The sequence below is a fragment of the Rhizobium sp. PRIMUS64 genome (assembly GCF_023006465.1).
GTDB lineage: Bacteria > Pseudomonadota > Alphaproteobacteria > Rhizobiales > Rhizobiaceae > Rhizobium > Rhizobium leguminosarum.
The window spans coordinates 14,040-32,903 of sequence record NZ_JALBGX010000047.1 but is presented as its reverse complement, the minus strand read 5'-3'; the positions used below and the strand labels follow the sequence as shown (position 1 = coordinate 32,903).

At 60.7% G+C, this 18,864-nt stretch carries 16 protein-coding genes; 12 read left to right on the top strand and 4 right to left on the bottom strand.

Going from position 1 to position 18,864, the window contains the following annotated elements; all coding sequences use genetic code 11:
* Positions 1 to 29 precede the first annotated feature (29 nt).
* Positions 30 to 560: a TIGR00645 family protein gene (locus MOV76_RS19330; protein ID WP_018446715.1), complete on the bottom strand. Its 531-nt coding sequence runs from the start codon at positions 558 to 560 to the stop codon at positions 30 to 32.
* Between the two features lie 159 nt (positions 561 to 719).
* Between MOV76_RS19330 and MOV76_RS19325 the strand changes: the two genes are divergently transcribed.
* Positions 720 to 2,399: a formate--tetrahydrofolate ligase gene (locus tag MOV76_RS19325; protein WP_047618641.1), complete on the top strand. Its 1,680-nt coding sequence runs from the start codon at positions 720 to 722 to the stop codon at positions 2,397 to 2,399.
* Here the strand turns inward: MOV76_RS19325 and MOV76_RS19320 are convergent.
* Complete coding sequence (locus tag MOV76_RS19320; protein ID WP_047618638.1) at positions 2,378 to 2,599, bottom strand: hypothetical protein; 222 nt, start codon at positions 2,597 to 2,599, stop codon at positions 2,378 to 2,380. The two genes, MOV76_RS19325 and MOV76_RS19320, sit on opposite strands and share 22 nt — an antisense overlap.
* Before the next feature lie 466 nt (positions 2,600 to 3,065).
* On the opposite strand from MOV76_RS19320, the gene MOV76_RS19315 reads away from it, so the two are divergent.
* Genes MOV76_RS19315 through MOV76_RS19305 form a run of 3 tightly spaced genes read left to right on the top strand, consistent with a single transcriptional unit; the run spans position 3,066 to position 6,942 of the window.
* The gene (locus MOV76_RS19315; protein WP_247265083.1) at positions 3,066 to 5,006 is read left to right on the top strand and encodes a DUF3604 domain-containing protein; all 1,941 of its coding nucleotides are present in this window, start codon (positions 3,066 to 3,068) and stop codon (positions 5,004 to 5,006) included.
* A 32-nt stretch (positions 5,007 to 5,038) separates the two neighbouring features.
* Complete coding sequence (locus MOV76_RS19310; RefSeq protein WP_247265082.1) at positions 5,039 to 5,950, top strand: peptidyl-prolyl cis-trans isomerase; 912 nt, start codon at positions 5,039 to 5,041, stop codon at positions 5,948 to 5,950.
* Positions 5,947 to 6,942 carry a HupE/UreJ family protein gene (locus MOV76_RS19305; protein ID WP_247265081.1) on the top strand — a complete coding sequence of 332 codons (996 nt, stop codon included), beginning with the start codon at positions 5,947 to 5,949 and terminating at the stop codon, positions 6,940 to 6,942. The genes MOV76_RS19310 and MOV76_RS19305 overlap by 4 nt, the downstream gene beginning before the upstream one ends.
* 173 nt (positions 6,943 to 7,115) lie before the next feature.
* On the opposite strand, the gene MOV76_RS19300 is transcribed toward MOV76_RS19305, so the two are convergent.
* Positions 7,116 to 8,069, bottom strand: coding sequence for an extensin family protein (locus MOV76_RS19300; protein ID WP_247265080.1), 954 nt, complete (start codon positions 8,067 to 8,069; stop codon positions 7,116 to 7,118).
* Positions 8,070 to 8,339: 270 nt separating this feature from the next.
* On the opposite strand from MOV76_RS19300, the gene MOV76_RS19295 reads away from it, so the two are divergent.
* The 6 genes from MOV76_RS19295 to queF all read left to right on the top strand — a co-directional run bounded on the left by MOV76_RS19295 (position 8,340) and on the right by queF (position 15,670).
* A complete protein-coding gene (locus MOV76_RS19295) occupies positions 8,340 to 10,574 on the top strand; it encodes a TonB-dependent hemoglobin/transferrin/lactoferrin family receptor (protein ID WP_247265079.1) in 2,235 nt (744 codons plus the stop codon).
* Between the two features lie 266 nt (positions 10,575 to 10,840).
* Positions 10,841 to 13,030: an anthranilate synthase gene (locus MOV76_RS19290; protein WP_018243080.1), complete on the top strand. Its 2,190-nt coding sequence runs from the start codon at positions 10,841 to 10,843 to the stop codon at positions 13,028 to 13,030.
* 121 nt (positions 13,031 to 13,151) lie between these two features.
* Positions 13,152 to 13,391: a hypothetical protein gene (locus MOV76_RS19285; RefSeq protein WP_003561395.1), complete on the top strand. Its 240-nt coding sequence runs from the start codon at positions 13,152 to 13,154 to the stop codon at positions 13,389 to 13,391.
* Between the two features lie 15 nt (positions 13,392 to 13,406).
* Positions 13,407 to 14,078: a DUF2161 domain-containing phosphodiesterase gene (locus tag MOV76_RS19280; protein ID WP_247265078.1), complete on the top strand. Its 672-nt coding sequence runs from the start codon at positions 13,407 to 13,409 to the stop codon at positions 14,076 to 14,078.
* Positions 14,079 to 14,291: 213 nt separating this feature from the next.
* On the top strand, positions 14,292 to 15,206 hold the full coding sequence (emfA, locus tag MOV76_RS19275) for a CDF family cation efflux transporter EmfA (protein ID WP_018243077.1): 915 nt from the start codon (positions 14,292 to 14,294) through the stop codon (positions 15,204 to 15,206).
* Entirely contained in the window at positions 15,206 to 15,670 is a 465-nt protein-coding gene (gene queF / locus MOV76_RS19270; RefSeq protein ID WP_018446703.1) for a preQ(1) synthase, read from the top strand. The genes emfA and queF overlap by 1 nt, the downstream gene beginning before the upstream one ends.
* A gap of 137 nt (positions 15,671 to 15,807) precedes the next feature.
* Here the strand turns inward: queF and MOV76_RS19265 are convergent, their stop codons facing one another.
* Complete coding sequence (locus MOV76_RS19265) at positions 15,808 to 16,575, bottom strand: DUF2076 domain-containing protein (RefSeq protein ID WP_018243075.1); 768 nt, start codon at positions 16,573 to 16,575, stop codon at positions 15,808 to 15,810.
* A 231-nt stretch (positions 16,576 to 16,806) separates the two neighbouring features.
* Here MOV76_RS19265 and MOV76_RS19260 point away from each other — a divergent pair, with 231 nt between their 5' ends.
* Both MOV76_RS19260 and MOV76_RS19255 read left to right on the top strand, forming a co-directional pair.
* Entirely contained in the window at positions 16,807 to 17,391 is a 585-nt protein-coding gene (locus MOV76_RS19260; protein WP_003561390.1) for an ATP-dependent Clp protease proteolytic subunit, read from the top strand.
* Between the two features lie 142 nt (positions 17,392 to 17,533).
* Entirely contained in the window at positions 17,534 to 18,763 is a 1,230-nt protein-coding gene (locus MOV76_RS19255; protein WP_247265077.1) for a benzoate/H(+) symporter BenE family transporter, read from the top strand.
* The last annotated feature ends 101 nt before the right edge of the window (positions 18,764 to 18,864 follow it).

The window sequence follows — 18,864 nt, the reverse complement described above, 5'->3', positions numbered from 1 at the left end:
ACCCGCTCAAAGGGCCCCTGTGCCGTCCTCTAAGCCTTATCCTTCAAATCGTTCTTTGACGTGACGCTCATGAGCTTCTCCAGGAAGCCGAGCATGACGGCGGAGGCGACGAAGGCGAGGTGCATCAGCGTGAGCCACATGATCTTGCCGTCCTCGTATTGGTCGGCGTTGAGAAAGACCTGCAGCAAGTGGATGGAGGAGATGGCGACGATCGAGGAGGCGACCTTGATCTTGAGGCTGCCTGAATCGAGCTTGCCGAGGAAGGAGACCTCGTTGTCGGCCTCGCTGGCCTCGTCGAAGCGGCTGACGAAATTCTCGTAGCCCGAGATCATCACCATGACGATCAGGCTGGCGACGAGGGCCGCATCAATCAGGCTGAGCATGGCAAGGATCATCTCCGCCTCGTCGAGGGCGAAGACGCCGGAGGCGATCTTCAGGAGCTTGTAGCCGAAGGAAACCGCGTAGACGGCGAGCGCCGCTACCAGGCCGATATAGAAGGCGACGAGGATCCAGCGGCTCGACAGGATGATGCGCTCGATGATGAGTTCCAGTGCTTTCATGTCTTCACCCTGTAAAACCGCGATCGTTGCCCGCCACATAAACATCCGGCGTGGCGGCCGCAAGGCGCGGCGCTATTCACACCCCGCCGATATTTCGCTATCCCGATAAAGAGAGAACAAATAACTCCGCGTCTGCGGAGGTCGGGACGGGGAACATTCATGCCATCCATCAAATCCGATATCGAGATCGCGCGCGCCGCAGCCAAGAAGCCGATTTTCGAGATCGGGGCGAAGCTCGGCATTCCGGTCGAGCAGCTCGCTCCCTATGGTCACGACAAGGCAAAGGTCAGCGCCGAGTTCATCGCCGCGCAGACAGGCAAGAAGGACGGCAAGCTGATCCTCGTCACCGCGATCAATCCGACGCCGGCGGGCGAGGGCAAGACGACGACCACCGTCGGGCTCGGCGACGGGCTGAACCGGATCGGCAAAAAGGCGATTGTCTGCATTCGTGAGGCTTCTCTCGGCCCCTGCTTCGGCGTCAAGGGCGGGGCGGCCGGCGGCGGTTACGCGCAGGTCGTGCCGATGGAAGACATCAACCTGCATTTCACCGGCGACTTCCATGCGATCACCTCGGCGCACAATCTGCTGGCGGCGATGGTCGATAACCACATCTACTGGGGCAACGAAGAGAATATCGACATCCGCCGCATCACCTGGCGGCGGGTCATGGACATGAACGACCGGGCACTCCGCAGCATGGTCTCTTCGCTCGGCGGCGTTGCCAACGGCTTTCCGCGCCAGGGCGGCTTCGACATCACCGTCGCCTCCGAGGTGATGGCGATCCTCTGCCTTGCCACCGATCTCAAGGATCTGGAGCGGCGGCTCGGCGACATCATCATCGGCTATCGTTTCGACCGGACGCCGGTGCATGCGCGCGATCTGAAAGCCGACGGCGCCATGGCGGTGCTGTTGAAAGATGCGATGCAGCCGAACCTGGTACAGACGCTGGAGAACAATCCGGCCTTCGTGCATGGCGGGCCCTTCGCCAACATCGCCCATGGCTGCAATTCGGTAACGGCGACAAAGACGGCGCTGAAGCTCGGCGACTATGTGGTGACGGAAGCAGGCTTCGGCGCCGATCTCGGAGCCGAGAAATTCTTCGACATCAAATGCCGCAAGGCCGGGCTGAAGCCGGATGCGGCGGTCATCGTCGCGACCGTCCGGGCGCTGAAGATGAATGGCGGGGTGAAGAAGGAAGATCTCGGCACGGAGGATGTCATAGCGCTGAAGAAGGGCTGCGCCAATCTTGGCCGGCACGTCGCCAATGTGCGCCGTTTCGGCGTGCCCGTCGTCGTGGCGATCAACCATTTCGTCTCGGATACCGACGCCGAGATCGCGGCAGTCAAGGAATTTGTCTCGAGACTGGGCGCCGAGGCGATCCTCTGCCGCCACTGGGCGCTGGGTTCGGCCGGCATCGAGGACCTGGCGCACAAGGTGGTCGAAATGGCCGAATCCGGGCAGGCGAAATTCCAGCCGCTCTACGGCGACGATCTTTCGCTGTTCGAGAAGATCGAGATCGTCGCCTCGAAGATCTATCACGCCGGCGAGGTGACTGCCGACAAGGCGGTGCGCGACCAGTTGCAGACATGGGAAGAGCAGGGTTACGGCAAGCTGCCGATCTGCATGGCGAAGACGCAATATTCCTTCTCCACCGATCCGAACCTGCGCGGCGCGCCGGAAGGCCACATCGTCACCGTGCGGGAAGTGCGGCTTTCGGCGGGAGCCGGCTTCGTCGTCGCCATCACCGGCGAAATCATGACAATGCCCGGCCTGCCAAAATCGCCGTCGGCGGAACGGATTTTCCTCAACGATCAAGGTTATATCGAGGGATTGTTCTGATCCTGGGAGCGCTGGACGGGCCGTTCGGCCAGACGACGCTGGCGCTTCTCAAAGTCCGGATCGATGAACAGCCAGATGAAAAGCCTTTCCAGAGGGGCGGAAAACAGCATTCCGATGACAAGGAACCAAGGCAGTTCGCCGGTAACCGATCCAATGGCGACGAAAAAGAGAGCGGCAATGAGGTATGCGATGATCTTCATTCGCCGCCAACCCTTCTCTTTGCTTTTGCATCTTTGATTTGGATATTTCACGGCCTGATTCAAGCGTGGATTGCAGGCCTTTGAGATAATTATGTCCTCTGCTCACAAACTGCAACGTCCGGTTTCAGATGGATCCGACATAGATGGGCCGTTGAGGTATTTGCAGAAGCGCCAACGACCGCCATGCCCATCATGCTCGTTCAACGTACAGTTCTCGGCCAAAGCCAAACCGGCAGGCCGCGATGCGTTTGCAGAACCCAGATGCTACATGAGTTAGATTTCTTCTGGAGGTTGTAAAATGAGAGACTGAACAGGTTTTGGCGGCGTGCTATGATTGAGGCCGCATTCACGACAACACGCCTAGAGATGACCGAGGACCGGGAGGCAGGGGTCCTGTCGTTGAGGCAGATCAAAGGATGCCCCGTCAGGCGATGTCAGTATGACGCGGAAGAAAAAGGGGGGAACGATGAAAAACACATCCGTGAAGCTGATTCTTGCCGGGCTCATCAGTCTGGGCTTTCCCTTGGCGACCGCAGCCCAGGAGGCCACGGATATCGGCGCGCTCGATAAGGCCACCGCCAATAGGGCGTTTGCCAGCAAGCCGGCCTATTCGCCCTATGCAGGGCGTAACTTTCCGACCCGGCCGTTTTTCGGCGACACTCATTTACACACCGGAGCGTCGTTTGATGCCGGGGCATTCGGTGCGAGGCTGACGCCCCGCGATGCATATCGCTTCGCGCGCGGTGAGGAAATCATGGCGTCGAGCGGCCAACCGGCCAAGCTGTCGCGGCCACTCGATTTCCTGGTGGTCGCAGACCATTCCGATAATATGGGCATGTTTCCTGATCTTTTTGCTGGCAAGCCGGATGTTATCGCCGATCCGCAGGCCAAGACTTGGTACGATATGATCAAGTCGGGTGACGGCGGCACGGCAGCACTGGAGATCATCTTCAGCTTCGGCAAGGGAACGCTTCCTAAGTCGATGATCTATGGCCCGGAGACGCGTCCCTACAAGACAGCGTGGCAGGATACGGTAAAAGCCGCCGAAGAGTACAACGATCCCCGCCGATTCACCGCCTTTATCGGCTACGAGTGGACCTCGAACACTTCAGGAAACAATCTGCATCGCAATGTGATCTTCCGCGACAACGGCGACAAGGCGGATCAGGTCGTTCCCTACACGACCCTGAAGCCGTTGGGCAGTGACAACCCCCGCGACCTGTGGAAATGGATGCAGGCGTATGAAGAGAAGACAGGCGGCAATGTGCTGGCGATCGCCCATAACGGCAACCTGTCTAACGGTCGCATGTTTCCGATGATCGAGTCATTCACTGGCAAGCCGGTCGACAAAGAATATGTCGAGGAGCGTGCAAAGTGGGAACGTCTCTACGAGACAAGCCAGACGAAGGGTACCGGTGAGGCCCATCCCACTCTGTCTCCAAACGACGAGTTCGCCGATTTCGAGATCTGGGATTTCGGCAATCTCGATGCCAGCGTCCCCAAAACTCCGGATATGCTCGAGTTCGAATATACGCGGTCCGCATTGCGAAATGGCCTCAAGCTCGAAGCGCAGCTTGGCACGAATCCGTATAAGTTCGGCTTGGTCGGCAGTTCCGATGCGCATACAGGACTTGCGGCCATGGAGGAGGAAAACTTCTTCGGCAAGACCACGCCGCAAGAGCCAAGCCCGGAGCGTCTCACGGCGACTTTCGTAAAAAATCCTAAAACGAATATCATGGTCATGGATTGGGAAGTGGGCGCGTCGGGTTATGCCGCCGTCTGGGCGATGGAAAATACCCGAGAGTCGATCTGGGATGCGATGCAGCGCAAGGAGACTTACGCCACTACTGGACCACGAATGACCGTGCGCTTCTTTGGCGGCTGGGACTTCGAGCCAGCCGATGCCCAGAGCCGCAATCCCGGCGCTGTCGGATATAGCAAGGGCGTGCCTATGGGCGGCGACCTCACTACCGCCCCGGAAGGTAGGGCGCCGACATTCCTCGTCGCTGCGCTGAGGGATCCGATCGGGGCCAATCTCGACCGCTACCAGATTGTGAAGGGCTGGCTCGACGAGAACGGCGAGACCCACGAAGAGGTTTACGACGTTGTCTGGGGCGGCGACCGCAAGCCGGGCGCCGACGGCAAGGTGCCGCCGGTCGGCAACACTGTGGACATCGGGAATGCCAATTGGACCAATACCATCGGCGCACCGGAATTGATCGCGGTCTGGAAGGATCCGGGCTTCGATCCGAAGCAGAAGGCCTTCTATTACGGGCGCGTCATTGAGATTCCGACACCGCGCTGGACCGCCTATGACGCCAAGCGGTTCGGCGTCAAGCCGCTGGAGGGGACGCGGATGACCGTCACCGAACGCGCTTACACCTCGCCGATCTGGTATACGCCTTGATGTAAGGACATTTTTTCACGATGCCGGCGGCTATGTGGGCCGCCGAACCTTTCGGGGCCCATTCACTCCGTAAACGAGCAAGTGCGATGGTGTTGAAGAGTGTGTTGAGGGAACCGCTGGTCCACTTCCTGCTGTTGGCGCTGCTGATTTTCGCGGCCTACGGGGCAATCGGCACCGACGCGAAAGACGGGCCGGACAGCATCGTGGTAACGGCACCGAAGGTTGAGCAGATGGCCATCCTGTTCACCAAGACCTGGCAGCGTTCACCGACTGCGGAAGAACTCAAGGGCCTCATCGACGACTATGTGAAGGAGGAGATCCTCGTTCGTCAGGCCCTTGCGCTTGGGCTCGACAAGGACGACACGGTTGTTCGTCGCCGCTTGCGCCAGAAGATGGAGTTCCTGAACGTCGCGGACGCCGATGCGCTCGGTGCCACCGATGCTGAACTGGAGGCCTATCTGGCGGCCAATCCGAGGGCGTTCGATGTCGATGCGAAGCTGGCATTCCAACAGATCTTCCTCAACCCGGAGCGGCGTGGCGAGACAGTCGCACGGGACGCAACCTCCAACCTGCAGGTACTGCTGACCAATCCTGCGGTAGATTACACATCGCTCGGTGATGCCACTATGCTTCCGTCCGATCTGCCACTTACCGACAAGACATCGATCGCTCAGACTTTCGGGATGGATTTCGCCGAGGCACTCGACAAGGCTCCTGTGGGGCAGTGGACAGGTCCCGTCCTTTCGAGCTTTGGATTTCATCTCGTCCGGGTGGTGGAACGCAAGCCAGGCCGAGTGCCGAGCCTCGACGAGGTGCGCGACGCCGTGACGCGCGAGTGGATCAATGCAAAACGGAGGGAACTCGATGACCAACGTTTTGCGGAGCTTCTCAAAGGGTATGTCGTGCGCATCGAGAGCCTAACCGACGCGAAAACCAGCCCATGATGCGGCTCGGAGCCCTACTGGGCCTACTCCTCCTGGTATTTCTAAGCGTGCCGGGATACGGCCATGAAATTCGGCCAGCTTATCTCGATATACGGGAAACCGCCCCGAACGAGTTCGCGGTCGTCTGGAAGATCCCGGCGCAAGGCGAGATGCGGCTCAGCCTTTACGCACGCCTGCCGGTCTCGTGCAGGGAGAAGGCCATGCGCACGAAGTCGATCGAAGGCGGCGCATATATCGAGCGATGGACGGTCACCTGCGCAGGCGGGTTGAAAGGTGGCGAAATCGGTATCAACGGGCTGCAGTCAACCATGACCGATGCCCTGGTCCGCATCGAATACGCGCGCGGCAATAAGGAGATTGCCCGTCTCAAGCCGGAAATGCCATCCTTCGCCGCAGCCGGCGCGCAAACCAGCATCGAGGTGGCGAAAACCTATTTCCTGCTGGGGGTCGACCACATCCTTTCCGGCATCGATCATCTGCTTTTCGTTTTTGCTCTCATCCTGCTCATTCGGGATCGATGGATGCTGATGAAGACGATCACGGCCTTCACCGTCGCTCACAGCATCACTCTGGCTGGAGCGTCGCTTGGATATTTCAGTCTGCCGCAGAGGCCAGTAGAAGCAACGATTGCCCTCAGCATAGCGTTTGTCGCCAGCGAACTGATCAAGATCAGGCCTGGCGAAAGGCGACTTTCCGAGAGCTATCCGTGGGTCGTGGCTTTCGCGTTCGGGCTGCTGCATGGTTTCGGCTTTGCTGGCGCTCTCAAGGAGATCGGTCTGCCGCAATCAGATGTGCCGCTCGGCCTTCTGACATTCAACCTTGGCGTCGAGGCGGGACAGCTGATCTTCGTGGCCGCAGTGCTGATCCTGTTCAAGGTGGCGGGCGCCTTGAGCACAATACGGCCCACGCTGGCACGTCAGGGGGCAGCCTACATCGTGGGCACCGCCGCGATGTTCTGGCTGGTCCAAAGGATCGCAAGCCTGGCGGCTTGAAACCGCGATCCACCGGAAAGTCTGCTTCACGCGCCGTAAGCGGAAGTCGGGGTGCTGAGCGGCAATGTCGCATCTGGAGGCCAAGCAGATTGCGCTTGGCCCTTCGGCCTGCCGAGAAGGATCATGCGATACGCAAGCTCGCCGCCATCCGGCTTTGCTTTCAGCATCATGCTTTAGTGACAATAACGATAGTTGCCCTTCCTCTCGATGACGTCGAGATGGAAATGCGTTTCGTGGGCGGCGTCGCTTTCCGGGTCGAGGACGGTGGTGAAGTAGAGGCAGCCGGCGGCGCTGACGGTGCGCTGGAAGGCGCCGGTGAGCGTCGGATCCTCGCGACGGGAGCGGACGGCGACATCTTCGCCCTTTTCGAAATGGAAGCTCGCAATGTCGATGGCGTTGCCGCGGGCATGTTCGGAGATCTTGCCCGTTTCGGCGCCGTTGCGCAGGCGGCACATATAGGACGTTGCCTGGTTGACGGTGGTGATGCGGCCCTGCTCCGGCAGGGCGGCGGAGGCGGCAGGAATGACGCTCTCCTTCATCCAGCGGGCAAGGGCAAGTGCTGCCGGGCAGCGGATCGTCGCCTCCGGCTTCAGCTTGATGCCGGGCAGTGCTTCGGAGACGATGATCGGCTTGTCGATGCCGCAGCCATTGCCGTCGTCGATGCGTGGCGTGTCCTTGAAGACGACGCCCTGGGCCTGAAGCGCAGCCGTGCACTCGGCGTGTTCGGCATCGCTTTCGGGCTCGATCGTCAGATGCTGTTCCTCAAGTGTTTGTGCGGCGGGGGGCTTGTTCTCCTCAGTCGGACCCTGCGGGTTTTCCTTCCCTGGGGGAAGTGGCGGACCCTGCATTGGTTTGGCGGGTTCGGTTTTCGGTGTCGCCGTTTCGTTCGGCGTCGATGTCTTTGGTTTTTGGGTCTCTGGTTTTTGAGTGTCGGGCTTCGGTTCAGGAGTGGGCATTTCTGCGGCCGGCGGCGGTTGCGTGCCTCCGGCATTTGAATCGGGGGTGGGTGCGGAAGTGCCCTCGATATCCGGCCTTTGTTGTGGCAGAGGGCCGTGAACGGGCAGGCGGGCACCGGCAAGAACGGCGGTTGCGGCGAGAAGGATCGCCAGTATCGCAAGTTTTCTCAACGCATCCGATTCCCTGGTGTCGATAGCTAGGGATAACGCAAGCGGGCGGATTTCGTTGCAATTTCGCAACGTCGAGAGAGATCATTAAAACTTGATTAGTTTATTCAACATAAGTCGCCGGTTTATGTTGACAATACTTCTCATGTTTTTTATGCGGCAAAAAGAAGGCGGAATTCTGCATCGTCTTCATCCGCAAAAGCCCAGCCAGCCCATCGAGCGTTCGACGCGCCACGACCAGCCAGCCCGGTAATCATCATTAAGGGGTAGGTTATGATCGTCCGGCATTGGCGTTCGGTTCTATTGGTCTGCACGGCAGCCACAGTTGTTCTTCCTGTTTCGCAGTCTTTCGCGCAAAGCGCTCCGGCAACCACGCCACAAGCCACGACGGATGACAGCACCGTCCTGCAGAAGATCGTCGTCAAGGGCAAACGCGTGGCGCCGGGCAGCGTCGCCGACACGCCGCTTGCGACCGAGATCACCGCCAAGACGCTGGAAGAAAAGCAGGTCACCAATTTTGACGATATCGGCCGCAGCGTCGATGCAGGTGTGAACTATTCACGCGGCGACGCGGGCTTCAACCTGCGCGGTCTTTCCGGCGCTCGCATCCTGACCACCATCGACGGCATTCCGATCCCGTATATTTCGAATAGTTCGCGCCAGGGAGCTTTCGCGCCGGCCAACGCCAATGGCGGCGGCGACACCTTCGATTTCGATTCGCTTTCCTCGCTCGATATTGTGCGAGGCGCGGATTCGAGCAAGGGTGGCTCGGGAATGCTCGGCGGCGCCATCGTTCTCAATACGCTCGAGCCGGAGGATCTTATTCCCGAAGGCCGGGATTGGGGTGCGATCGTCAAGTCGACATACGACAGCGAAGACCGCAGCATTTCCGGCTCGGCGGCGGCTGCCAAGAAGATCGGTAACACGTCGATCTTGTTTCAGGGCGGCTACCGCAAGGGCCATGAACGCGACAATATGGGTGACAATGACAGCTATGGCCGTCCTCGTACCGAGGCGGATCCCGCCGATTTCGACCAGCACAACCTGCTCTTCAAGCTGCGCCAGGAGCTCGAAGGTGGTCATCGCATCGGCCTGACGGCCGAACGCTTCCGGCGCGATCTCAAGACCGACCTGCGCGAGCTCCAGGGCGGCACTACGCCCCGCAACTTCCTGATCGACAATTATGACGGCCGCGAATTGCGCGACCGCGACCGAGTTTCTCTCGATTACGATTATGAGGCGCAGTCTTCCGACGCATTCTTCAGCAGTGCGCGAGCCACGCTTTACTGGTTGGATCTGAAGAAGGAAGCCGGCAGCAGAGGCCGTACGACTGCCAATGTGGCTTACGGCCGTAACAACCAGATAGAAAACGAAACCTGGGGCTTCAGCGGCACGGCGACGAAGGATTTCGAATATTCCGGTCTCAGCCATTCCGTTCGCGTTGGTCTCGACGTCGGCGTTTCGAGCTGGAGCCAGTATAGCTGGGCCCTTTGCCCGACGCCCACAACGTGCCCGGCGCTGAACAACCAGGCGGAAGTGCCCAATGTCGACAGCCAGAATCTTGGGCTGACCTTCGAAGACAAAATCGAAATCGGCAATACCGGCTTCGCGCTGACACCCGGCTTCCGCTTCGACTGGTTCAACTACAATCCCTCGACCGGCGGAAGTTTCGCAAGCAATACCGGGCTTACCCGTTTCGGGGACCTGAACGATCGGACGGAAGCCGGCCTGTCGCCGAAGATTCTTGCGACATACGAGCTGACGCCTGACGTGCAGATTTACGCACAGCTGGCAGTCGGTTTCCGTGCACCCACCGTGGACGAGCTCTACAGCCGCTTCTACAACCCGACGGGTCGTTATGCCCAGCTTGGCAATCCTGATCTGGAACCGGAAATCGGCCGCGGCGTCGAAATCGGCGCCAATTTCGATACGGGCGATTTTACCGGTCGGATTGCGGCTTTCCACACCCGCTACCAGAACTTTATCCAGACGGTGACGAGCGTCGACGCGACCGGCTTCACGACATTTAATTACACCAACGTCTCTGCGGCCACGATTTCGGGTGTTGAAGCCAGTGCCGTCAAGACGTTCAACAACGGCATCAACCTGCATGCGTCGCTTGCCTATGCCTATGGCCGCAACGAGGATACAGGCAAATATTTGCGATCGGTTGCTCCCTTCAAGGCGATCATCGGCGGCGGTTGGAGCAACGACAACTACGGTTTCGATCTTTCCTCGACGCTTTCGGCAGCCATGCCTGACGACGATGCTGCGACCACATTCGATGCGCCCGGTTATGGTGTCGTCGATCTGACGGCATGGTGGACGCCGGAACAGTTGAAGGGTCTGCGGATCCAGGGAGGTGTCTACAACATCTTCGATCAGGAGCATTACAATGCGCTCGCCGTGCGCGACGTCAACCTGACCTCGGTGACGGCGTCGCAGCCGCAGGAGTGGTATTCGGAGCCGGGCCGTACGTTCAAGGTGTCGATCACCAAGACTTTCTGATCGCGATCACCTCTTCAAGGCTGGGGAGGGGCGGCTTTCGGGCCGCCCCTTTTCATTCCCGCATTCGCCTCTTGCGCAATGGCTGATCTCAGGCTAACAATTTTTCCATGATCAAGTCCTTGAACATTGCAGTTTGGTGGTGGGTTCGCTAAGGCGGCCTCGACCAATCGTGTTCAAAGACGACGAGTGAGCCGCCCGAAACTTCGAGGCGGCTTTTTTTGTTTTATGGCCGCCTGTCGTCCGGGCCCCGATAACGGAGTGGAACAATGGTAACGATCCTGCGGGATGATGGTGCGGAAATCTACGAGACCAAAGGCGGCATATCAGTCACGCGGCAGCGGCGGGCGATCCCCTACGGCGATGCGGTCTCTTCCTATGTCGACAAGCTCGACGAGCGCCGCGGTGCGGTGTTTTCGTCGAATTACGAATATCCGGGCCGCTATACGCGCTGGGATACCGCCGTCGTCGATCCGCCGCTCGGCATCTCTTCCTTCGGGCGCGACGTCTGGATCGAGGCCTATAATGAACGCGGCGAGGTAATCCTCGGCTTCGTGACCGAGCGGCTGAAGACGGTGTCCGACATCGTGCTCGGCGCTTCTTCCGCCCGTCGCCTCGACCTCACCGTCAAGACGCCGGACCGGGTGTTTACCGAGGAAGAGCGCTCGAAGATGCCGACGGTCTTCACCGTGCTGCGCGCCGTCACCGACCTGTTTTATTCGCAGGCGGATGCGAGCCTCGGGTTCTACGGCGCCTTCGGATACGACATCGCCTTCCAGTTCGACGCGATCGATCTGAAGCTGACGCGACCCTCCGACCAGCGCGACATGGTGCTCTACCTGCCGGACGAGATCCTCGTCGTCGACAACTACGCCGCCAAGGCCTGGGTCGACCGTTACGACTTCGAAAAAGACGGCGTGACGACCGAGGGCAAGGCCCAGCATATCGCAGCGGAGCCCTTCAAACACACGGATGCCATTCCGCCGAAGAGCGATCACCGGCCAGGCGAATATGCCGAGCTCGTCACCAAGGCGAAGGAAAGTTTCCGCAAGGGCGACCTCTTCGAAGTCGTGCCCGGGCAGAAATTCATGGAGCGTTGCGACAGCAAGCCGTCCGACATTTCCAAGCGGCTGAAGGCGATCAATCCGTCGCCCTATTCCTTCTTCATCAATCTCGGCCATCAGGAATATCTGGTTGGCGCCTCGCCCGAAATGTTCGTGCGCGTTTCCGGCCGTCGCATCGAGACCTGCCCGATTTCGGGCACGATCAAGCGCGGTGACGATCCGATCGCCGACAGCGAGCAGATCCTGAAGCTCCTGAATTCGAAGAAGGACGAGTCCGAGCTCACCATGTGCTCGGATGTCGACCGCAACGACAAAAGCCGTGTCTGCGAGCCGGGTTCGGTCAAGGTGATCGGCCGCCGGCAGATCGAGATGTATTCGCGCCTCATCCACACGGTCGACCATATCGAAGGGCGGCTGCGCGACGACATGGACGCTTTCGACGGTTTTCTCAGCCACGCCTGGGCCGTCACCGTTACCGGCGCCCCGAAGCTCTGGGCGATGCGCTTCATCGAGAGCCATGAAAAAAGCCCACGCGCCTGGTATGGTGGGGCGATCGGCATGGTCGGCTTCAATGGCGACATGAACACCGGCCTGACGCTGCGCACCGTGCGCATCAAGGACGGTATCGCCGAGGTGCGCGCCGGTGCGACGCTGCTCAACGATTCCATTCCTGACGAAGAAGAAGCCGAAACAGAACTGAAGGCCTCTGCCATGCTTTCCGCCATCCGAGACGCCAAGACCGGCAATTCCGGCAGGGTCCAGCGCGACGTCGCGAGCGTCGGCAAGGGCGTCAGCATCCTGCTCGTCGATCACGAGGACAGCTTCGTCCACACGCTCGCCAATTACTTCCGCCAGACGGGGGCGACGGTTTCGACCGTGCGCACGCCGGTGCCGGAGGAAATCTTCGACCGGTTGAACCCGGACCTCGTGGTGCTGTCGCCCGGACCTGGAACGCCCAAGGATTTCGACTGCAAGGCGACGATCAAGAAGGCGCGGGCGCGCAACCTGCCGATCTTCGGTGTCTGCCTCGGTCTGCAGGCGATCGCCGAAGCCTATGGCGGGGAACTGCGCCATCTGGCGCTGCCGATGCACGGCAAGCCGTCGCGCATCCGCGTGCTGGAACCAGGCATCGTCTTCTCCGGCCTTGCCAAGGAGGTGACGGTTGGTCGCTATCACTCGATCTTTGCCGATCCCTCGACGCTGCCGCGCGAGTTCATCATCACGGCGGAAAGCGACGACGGCACGATCATGGGCATCGAACATGCCAAGGAGCCGATCGCCGCGGTGCAGTTTCATCCGGAATCGATCATGACGCTCGGTGGCGATGCCGGGATGCGGATGATCGAAAATGTCGTGGCGCATCTGGCACGCAAGGTGAAGACGAAGGCTGCCTGACCGCAATTTCGCCTGGCCCTTCCTCCTGTGGGAAGGGCCGCCCATTGGGCCGTCGGGCCGCGACTTGACTTCTTCCGGCAAATCGGAACATTTCAGGAACGATCAATTGGAACCTATCGCCGTGGCCAATGCTGAAAAGTTCATCGTTCTCCCTTACCGCAAGAACCGCGGCAATCTCGTTCCCGGCGAAATGCGCCAGGCATCGAACTCCGTCAGCGCGGAAAAGATCGCTTCGGCGATGGCTGAGCGTTTCGTCGGCGTGGCCGCCTATGCCGTGATCGTCGACGAGGAAACCGGCGACATGTCGTCGCCGCGATTGCTTGCACGATATGGCGAGATTGCCGATCTCAACGCCGCCTGAGGCGCCGTTTTCACCATGGAGACGTCGCTCTACCTGCCGGTCAAAGCCTTCCTGGAGGCGGCCGGTTATGTCGTGAAGGGCGAGGTCGGCGGATGCGATCTCGTCGGCTTGAACGGTGCCGAACCGCCGGTCGTGGTGGTCTGCGAATTGAAACTCTCCTTCAACCTCGAACTGCTTCTCCAGGCGGTCGATCGCGCGGCGTTGAGCGATGAAGTCTGGGTTGCGGCCCGCGTTTCCGCCAAGGGCCGCGGGCGAGAGGCCGATAGACGCTACCGCGATCTCTGCCGAAGGCTCGGTATCGGCATGCTCGGCGTCTCCGATGGGGGCGAGGTCAGCGTCATCGTCAGTTCCGTCTCGCCGATGCCGCGCACCAATCCGAAACGGCGCTCGCGCCTCGTCAAGGAGCATCAGCGCCGCCGTGGGGATCCCGCCGTCGGTGGTGGCTCGCGGGCGCCGATCATGACCGCCTATCGCCAACAGGCGCTGCTCTGTGCTTCAGCACTCGCCCAGGGACTGGTGCGGCCGCGGGATATGAAGGCGCTTACGCCCAAGGCCGGCTCGATCCTGCGTGACAACGTCTACGGATGGTTCGAACGCGTGGACAAGGGCGTCTACGCCCTGACGTCTGCAGGGCAGGCTGCTCTTTTGCGCTGGCCGCAATCTTTGCTCTCCGACCCCGCTCCTTGAGCCGCACTGTACCGGGCATCGGGATCGCTCGTTGGGGCTGCTTTCCGGCCAGGGACGGTAACGCCTGTGAAGGGCGTGTCATTCCCCTTTGACAAATCCTCCATCATCGCCCATATCACCCTCAACTGAACCGCCTGCGCGACATTCGCGTGGGCGGTTTTGCGTTTCAACGGCTTAGATGCTGCAATTCATTCGCAACCGCAGGGGGACGATATGAGTGACAACGGCGATCTTACGGTTCGGAAGCTGGCGATGTGGGGGATTCCACTGTCGCTCGGCGTCATGGGTCTGAAGATGGTGGCGTGGTGGGTTACCGGGTCGGTGGCGCTGCTGTCGGACGGGCTCGAATCGTCGGTCAACGTCGCTGCCGCCTTCATCGCCTTCTTCGTGATCCGCTATGCGCAGAAGCCGGCCGATCACGATCACCCCTTCGGCCATCATAAGGCGGAATATCTGTCTGCCGTGACCGAGGGCGTGCTGATCGTCGTCGCTGCCCTGCTGATCGTCGACGAAGCCGTCGGTTATCTCGCCGAGCCGCGCATGCTGGACGCACCTGTGCTCGGGCTTGCGATCAATTTCGCGGCCGGTGTCATCAATGCGGTCTGGGCGCGGTTGCTGATCAGAACCGGACGCAGGCATCGTTCGGCGGCACTGACGGCGGATGGACAGCACATCATGTCCGACGTGGTGACCTCTGTCGGCGTGCTCGTCGGCCTGCTGCTGGCGCTGGCAACGGGCTATGCGATCTTCGACCCGGTGCTTGCCATTCTCGTTGCCGTCAACATCCTCTATCAGGGCTGGAAGGTGATCTCGCAATCGATTGGCGGGCTAATGGACCAGGCGGTGGAGCCGCAGGAGGAAGAAGCGATCAAGCAGGCGATTGCCACCCATGCGGCGGGTTCGATCGGCGTGCACGACCTGAAAACGAGGCGGGCAGGCACCGTCACCTTCATCGATTTTCACATGGTGGTGCCCGGTGGGATGTCCGTGCGGCAGGCGCATGATATATGCGACCGCCTTGAGGATGCCATCAGGGCAGTGCACGAGGGCGCCACTATCGCAATTCATGTGGAGCCGGAGGGCGAAAAGGCTCACGGCATCCGCGTCAAAGTCGTCAAGGAGGCATAATGCCGAGTACCGATGTTTCCAGCCTGTCGATGCTGGGTCAGCAGACCGAAACCGCGCAATCGCCGGAGGAGGCGGTGCTTGAAAAAGTGCCGTCCAACCATGCCGGCACCGATTACGTCGTGCGCTTCACCGCGCCGGAATTCACCTCGCTCTGCCCGATGACCGGGCAGCCGGATTTCGCCCATATCGTCATCGACTACATTCCGGGCGAATGGCTGGTGGAATCGAAGTCGCTGAAGCTCTTCCTGCATTCCTTCCGCAATCACGGCGCTTTCCACGAGGATTGCTCGATCTACATCGCCAAGCGCATCGTCGAGTTGCTCGATCCCCGGTGGCTGAGGATCGGCGCCTACTGGTATCCGCGTGGCGGCATTCCGATCGACGTCTTCTGGCAGACGGGCAAGCCGCCGGAAGGCGTGTGGCTGCCGGAACAGGGCGTTGCCAGCTATCGCGGCCGTGGGTGAGTTGCGTTCGGGCGCAGCCCGAGCAATCGATCCAGTGAATCGATTGCAGCAGCGAACGCCCTGAGCCCAAGCGAAGGGCCGGGCGACGGTGCGGCAATGGTAAAGCCAACGGCCGCCCATTCTTTGGCCGCTAGATCTCACACATCCGTAACGTCGTCGCTGGACGAGTCGTCGGCGTAATCGTCGCCGTCGTCGTAATCGGCCTGCTGCACGTTGGCGTTGTCGTCGTCCTTGTCGCCGGCGTTATCGGAGGCCTGGCGGGTGTCGTCATTGCCGTAATAGTTGTTGATGACGGTTTCCTCGGTGGGGGCGCTGGCATTGCCGAAGGGATTGGCGCCGAAGGGCGAGCCCCAGCCGAGCGAGGACATGTGGTTGCCGAAGATGCCGCTCAGCGAATTGGCAAGCAGCATGCCGCCGGCAACGCCCGCTGCCGTGCCGAGTGCGCCGCGCAGGAAGCTGCCGCCGGCCGACGGCGCATAGGCCTGCTGGCTCCAGGGGCCGGTCGGCTGTTGTGGCGTCTGGCGGACATTGCCGTCGCGGGGATCGTCATAGCTGCGGGACTGGCCCCAAGGACCGGGGTTGGACGGAACTGGGGCCGGCTGCTGCGTCTGGGTGTTGCCGAAGATCGAGCTCAGGAAGCCGCCGCCCTGTTCGGCCTGGCGGTGTTCGCTCACGCCGGCTTCCAGCTGGCGAACATGCTCCTCGAGTTCCTTGATGTGGTTGGCGGCCGCCTCCAGCCCCTTTTCTTGAACAATGACGGCCTGGGCCAGATAATAGGTGGCCGACGGCTGCTCACGCGTCGCTTGGTCGATCAGGGCTTCGGCGTCGCGGTCGCGCGGCGTGGCTGCGGCGGTGCGCACGCGGTCGAAGAGGGCGGTCAGCAATTGGCGTTCTTCGGGTGACATTGTCCTGCCTCCTAATGATCTGATGCGGCATTTGCCGCGTGAGGCTGAGGTAGGAACCGATTTAGGCTTTTCAAAGCCTTTCGCCGTTACAATTCAGTAAGGCTTGCAGAACCGCGCGCGGCTTCTTAAGGATATCTCCATCGCTTCGGTGCCTTGTGTTTTTCCCGCATTGTTTTAGGCATTGAGTCGCACTATGTGCGAGGAACCCGAATTCATCTCCAAGAGGTTCGAATGAACGACGAAGACCAGGACGACAAGACGAAGGAACTGCCGCTCGGCAAGGAAACGGAGGCGAATCTTTTCAAGTCGCGTTCGATCTTCATCTACGGACCGATCAATCAGGAATTGGCGCAGAAGGTCTGCTCGCAGCTTGTGGCGCTTGCTGCTGCCAGCGACGAGGACATCCGCATCTATGTCAATTCGCCCGGCGGCCACGTCGAATCCGGCGATTCCATTCATGACATGATCAAGTTCATCAAGCCGAAGGTCTGGATGATCGGCACCGGTTGGGTCGCCTCCGCCGGCGCACTGATCTATGTCGCCACTCCGAAGGAGCGGCGCCTGTGCCTGCCGAACACGCGCTTCCTGCTGCATCAGCCCTCCGGCGGCACGCGCGGCATGGCATCCGACATCGAAATCCAGGCGCGCGAGATCATCAAGATGAACGAGCGTCTGAACAGGATCATGGCAGCGGCCACCGGCCAGCCGCTCGACAAGATCGACAAGGATACGGATCGCGACTACTGGCTTTCGGCCGAAGAGGCGAAGGAATATGGCCTCGTTTCACGGATCGTGACGTCGCAGGCCGATATCTGAGTTTTCTCAGCCAAAACTGCAAGAACCCGCCCTTGCCTGCCGATCGCAGGTGAGGGCGTTCTGTTTTCGGACAGTGCTAGCGGCAAGGTCTGAACGGAAAGCAATGAATCCGGACTTGCGCCTGCGACAACCATCATGCTCCATGCGGCATTCGCGCAGCTCGAGTCCCGCCATGCTCAAAGATTTTTCCGTCCAAGCCCTGTTCATGGGGTTGCTGACCGCCTTCGTCGGTTCCGCCAGCTCCTTCGCCGTTGTGCTGCACGGGCTGCAGGCGGTCGGCGCCACGGATGTACAGGCGGCTTCCGGGCTGATGGCATTGTCGATTTCCATGGGCGTCTGCGCGATCGTGCTGAGTGCCGTGACCCGATTGCCGGTCAGCATCGCCTGGTCGACACCGGGTGCCGCACTGCTGGCAAGCACCGGGGTGATCGAGGGCGGCTTCAATGCGGCGGTCGGGGCATTCCTGATCTGTGCTGCGCTGATTATCGTTGCCGGGCTGTTCAAGCCGCTCGGGCGGGCGGTTGCCGCAATTCCGGCACCACTCGCCAATGCCATGCTCGCCGGCGTGCTGATCGGCCTCTGCTTCGCGCCGGTGAAGGCGATCGGCTTCAATCCGCTGTTCGGCCTACCAATCGTCGTCGCCTGGATCGTCGTCGGCGCCTTCAAGCGGCTTTGGGCGGTGCCGGCAGCACTCGCGGCGTTCGTGCTGGTGCTCGCCTTCGGCGTCGATATCCCCGACGATGCGCTCAGCTCGCTGGAACAATCACTGGTGCCGACGGTGGAGATCGTCCGGCCGGTGTTCAATCTTGCCGGCCTCATCTCGATCGCGCTGCCGCTCTTCATCGTCACCATGGCCTCGCAGAACATTCCGGGTATCGCGGTGCTGAAGGTCAACCACTACGATCCAAAGCCCGGTCCGCTCTTTGCCGTCACCGGCTTCTTTTCGCTGCTGTCGGCGCCGTTCGGCGGCCACGCGGTCAATCTGGCAGCCATCACCGCGGCAATGTGCGCCGGACAGGACGCCCATGCCGATCCGAAGCGGCGCTATTGGGCGTCACTGATCGCCGGCGTCGGTTATATCATTCTCGGGCTGCTCGCCGGCGCGGTGACGGCCTTCGTCGCGCTCGCACCTTCGATCCTGATCGAGGCGGTAGCGGGGCTGGCGCTGGTCGGAGCCTTCTCGTCCTCGGCAATGTCGGCGTTCCAGGCGCCGGACTCGCGCGAGGCGGCGGCAATCACCTTCCTTGTCACCGCCTCCGGCGTTTCCTTCGGCGGCATTTCCGGTGCCTTCTGGGGCCTGATCGCGGGTGGGCTGATGCTGGCGCTGTCGCGGTTGGTGAAGATTTGGAGAGACCGAGCTCAGTCGAGGTAACGGAAGGTCGTTGTGCTCTCCAAAGGCCGGATCCTGGCGCTTTCAAGCAGCTCCGCCGGCAATAGGTGGGCAGTTCGTCGAATGTTGGCGGCGACCAAAAG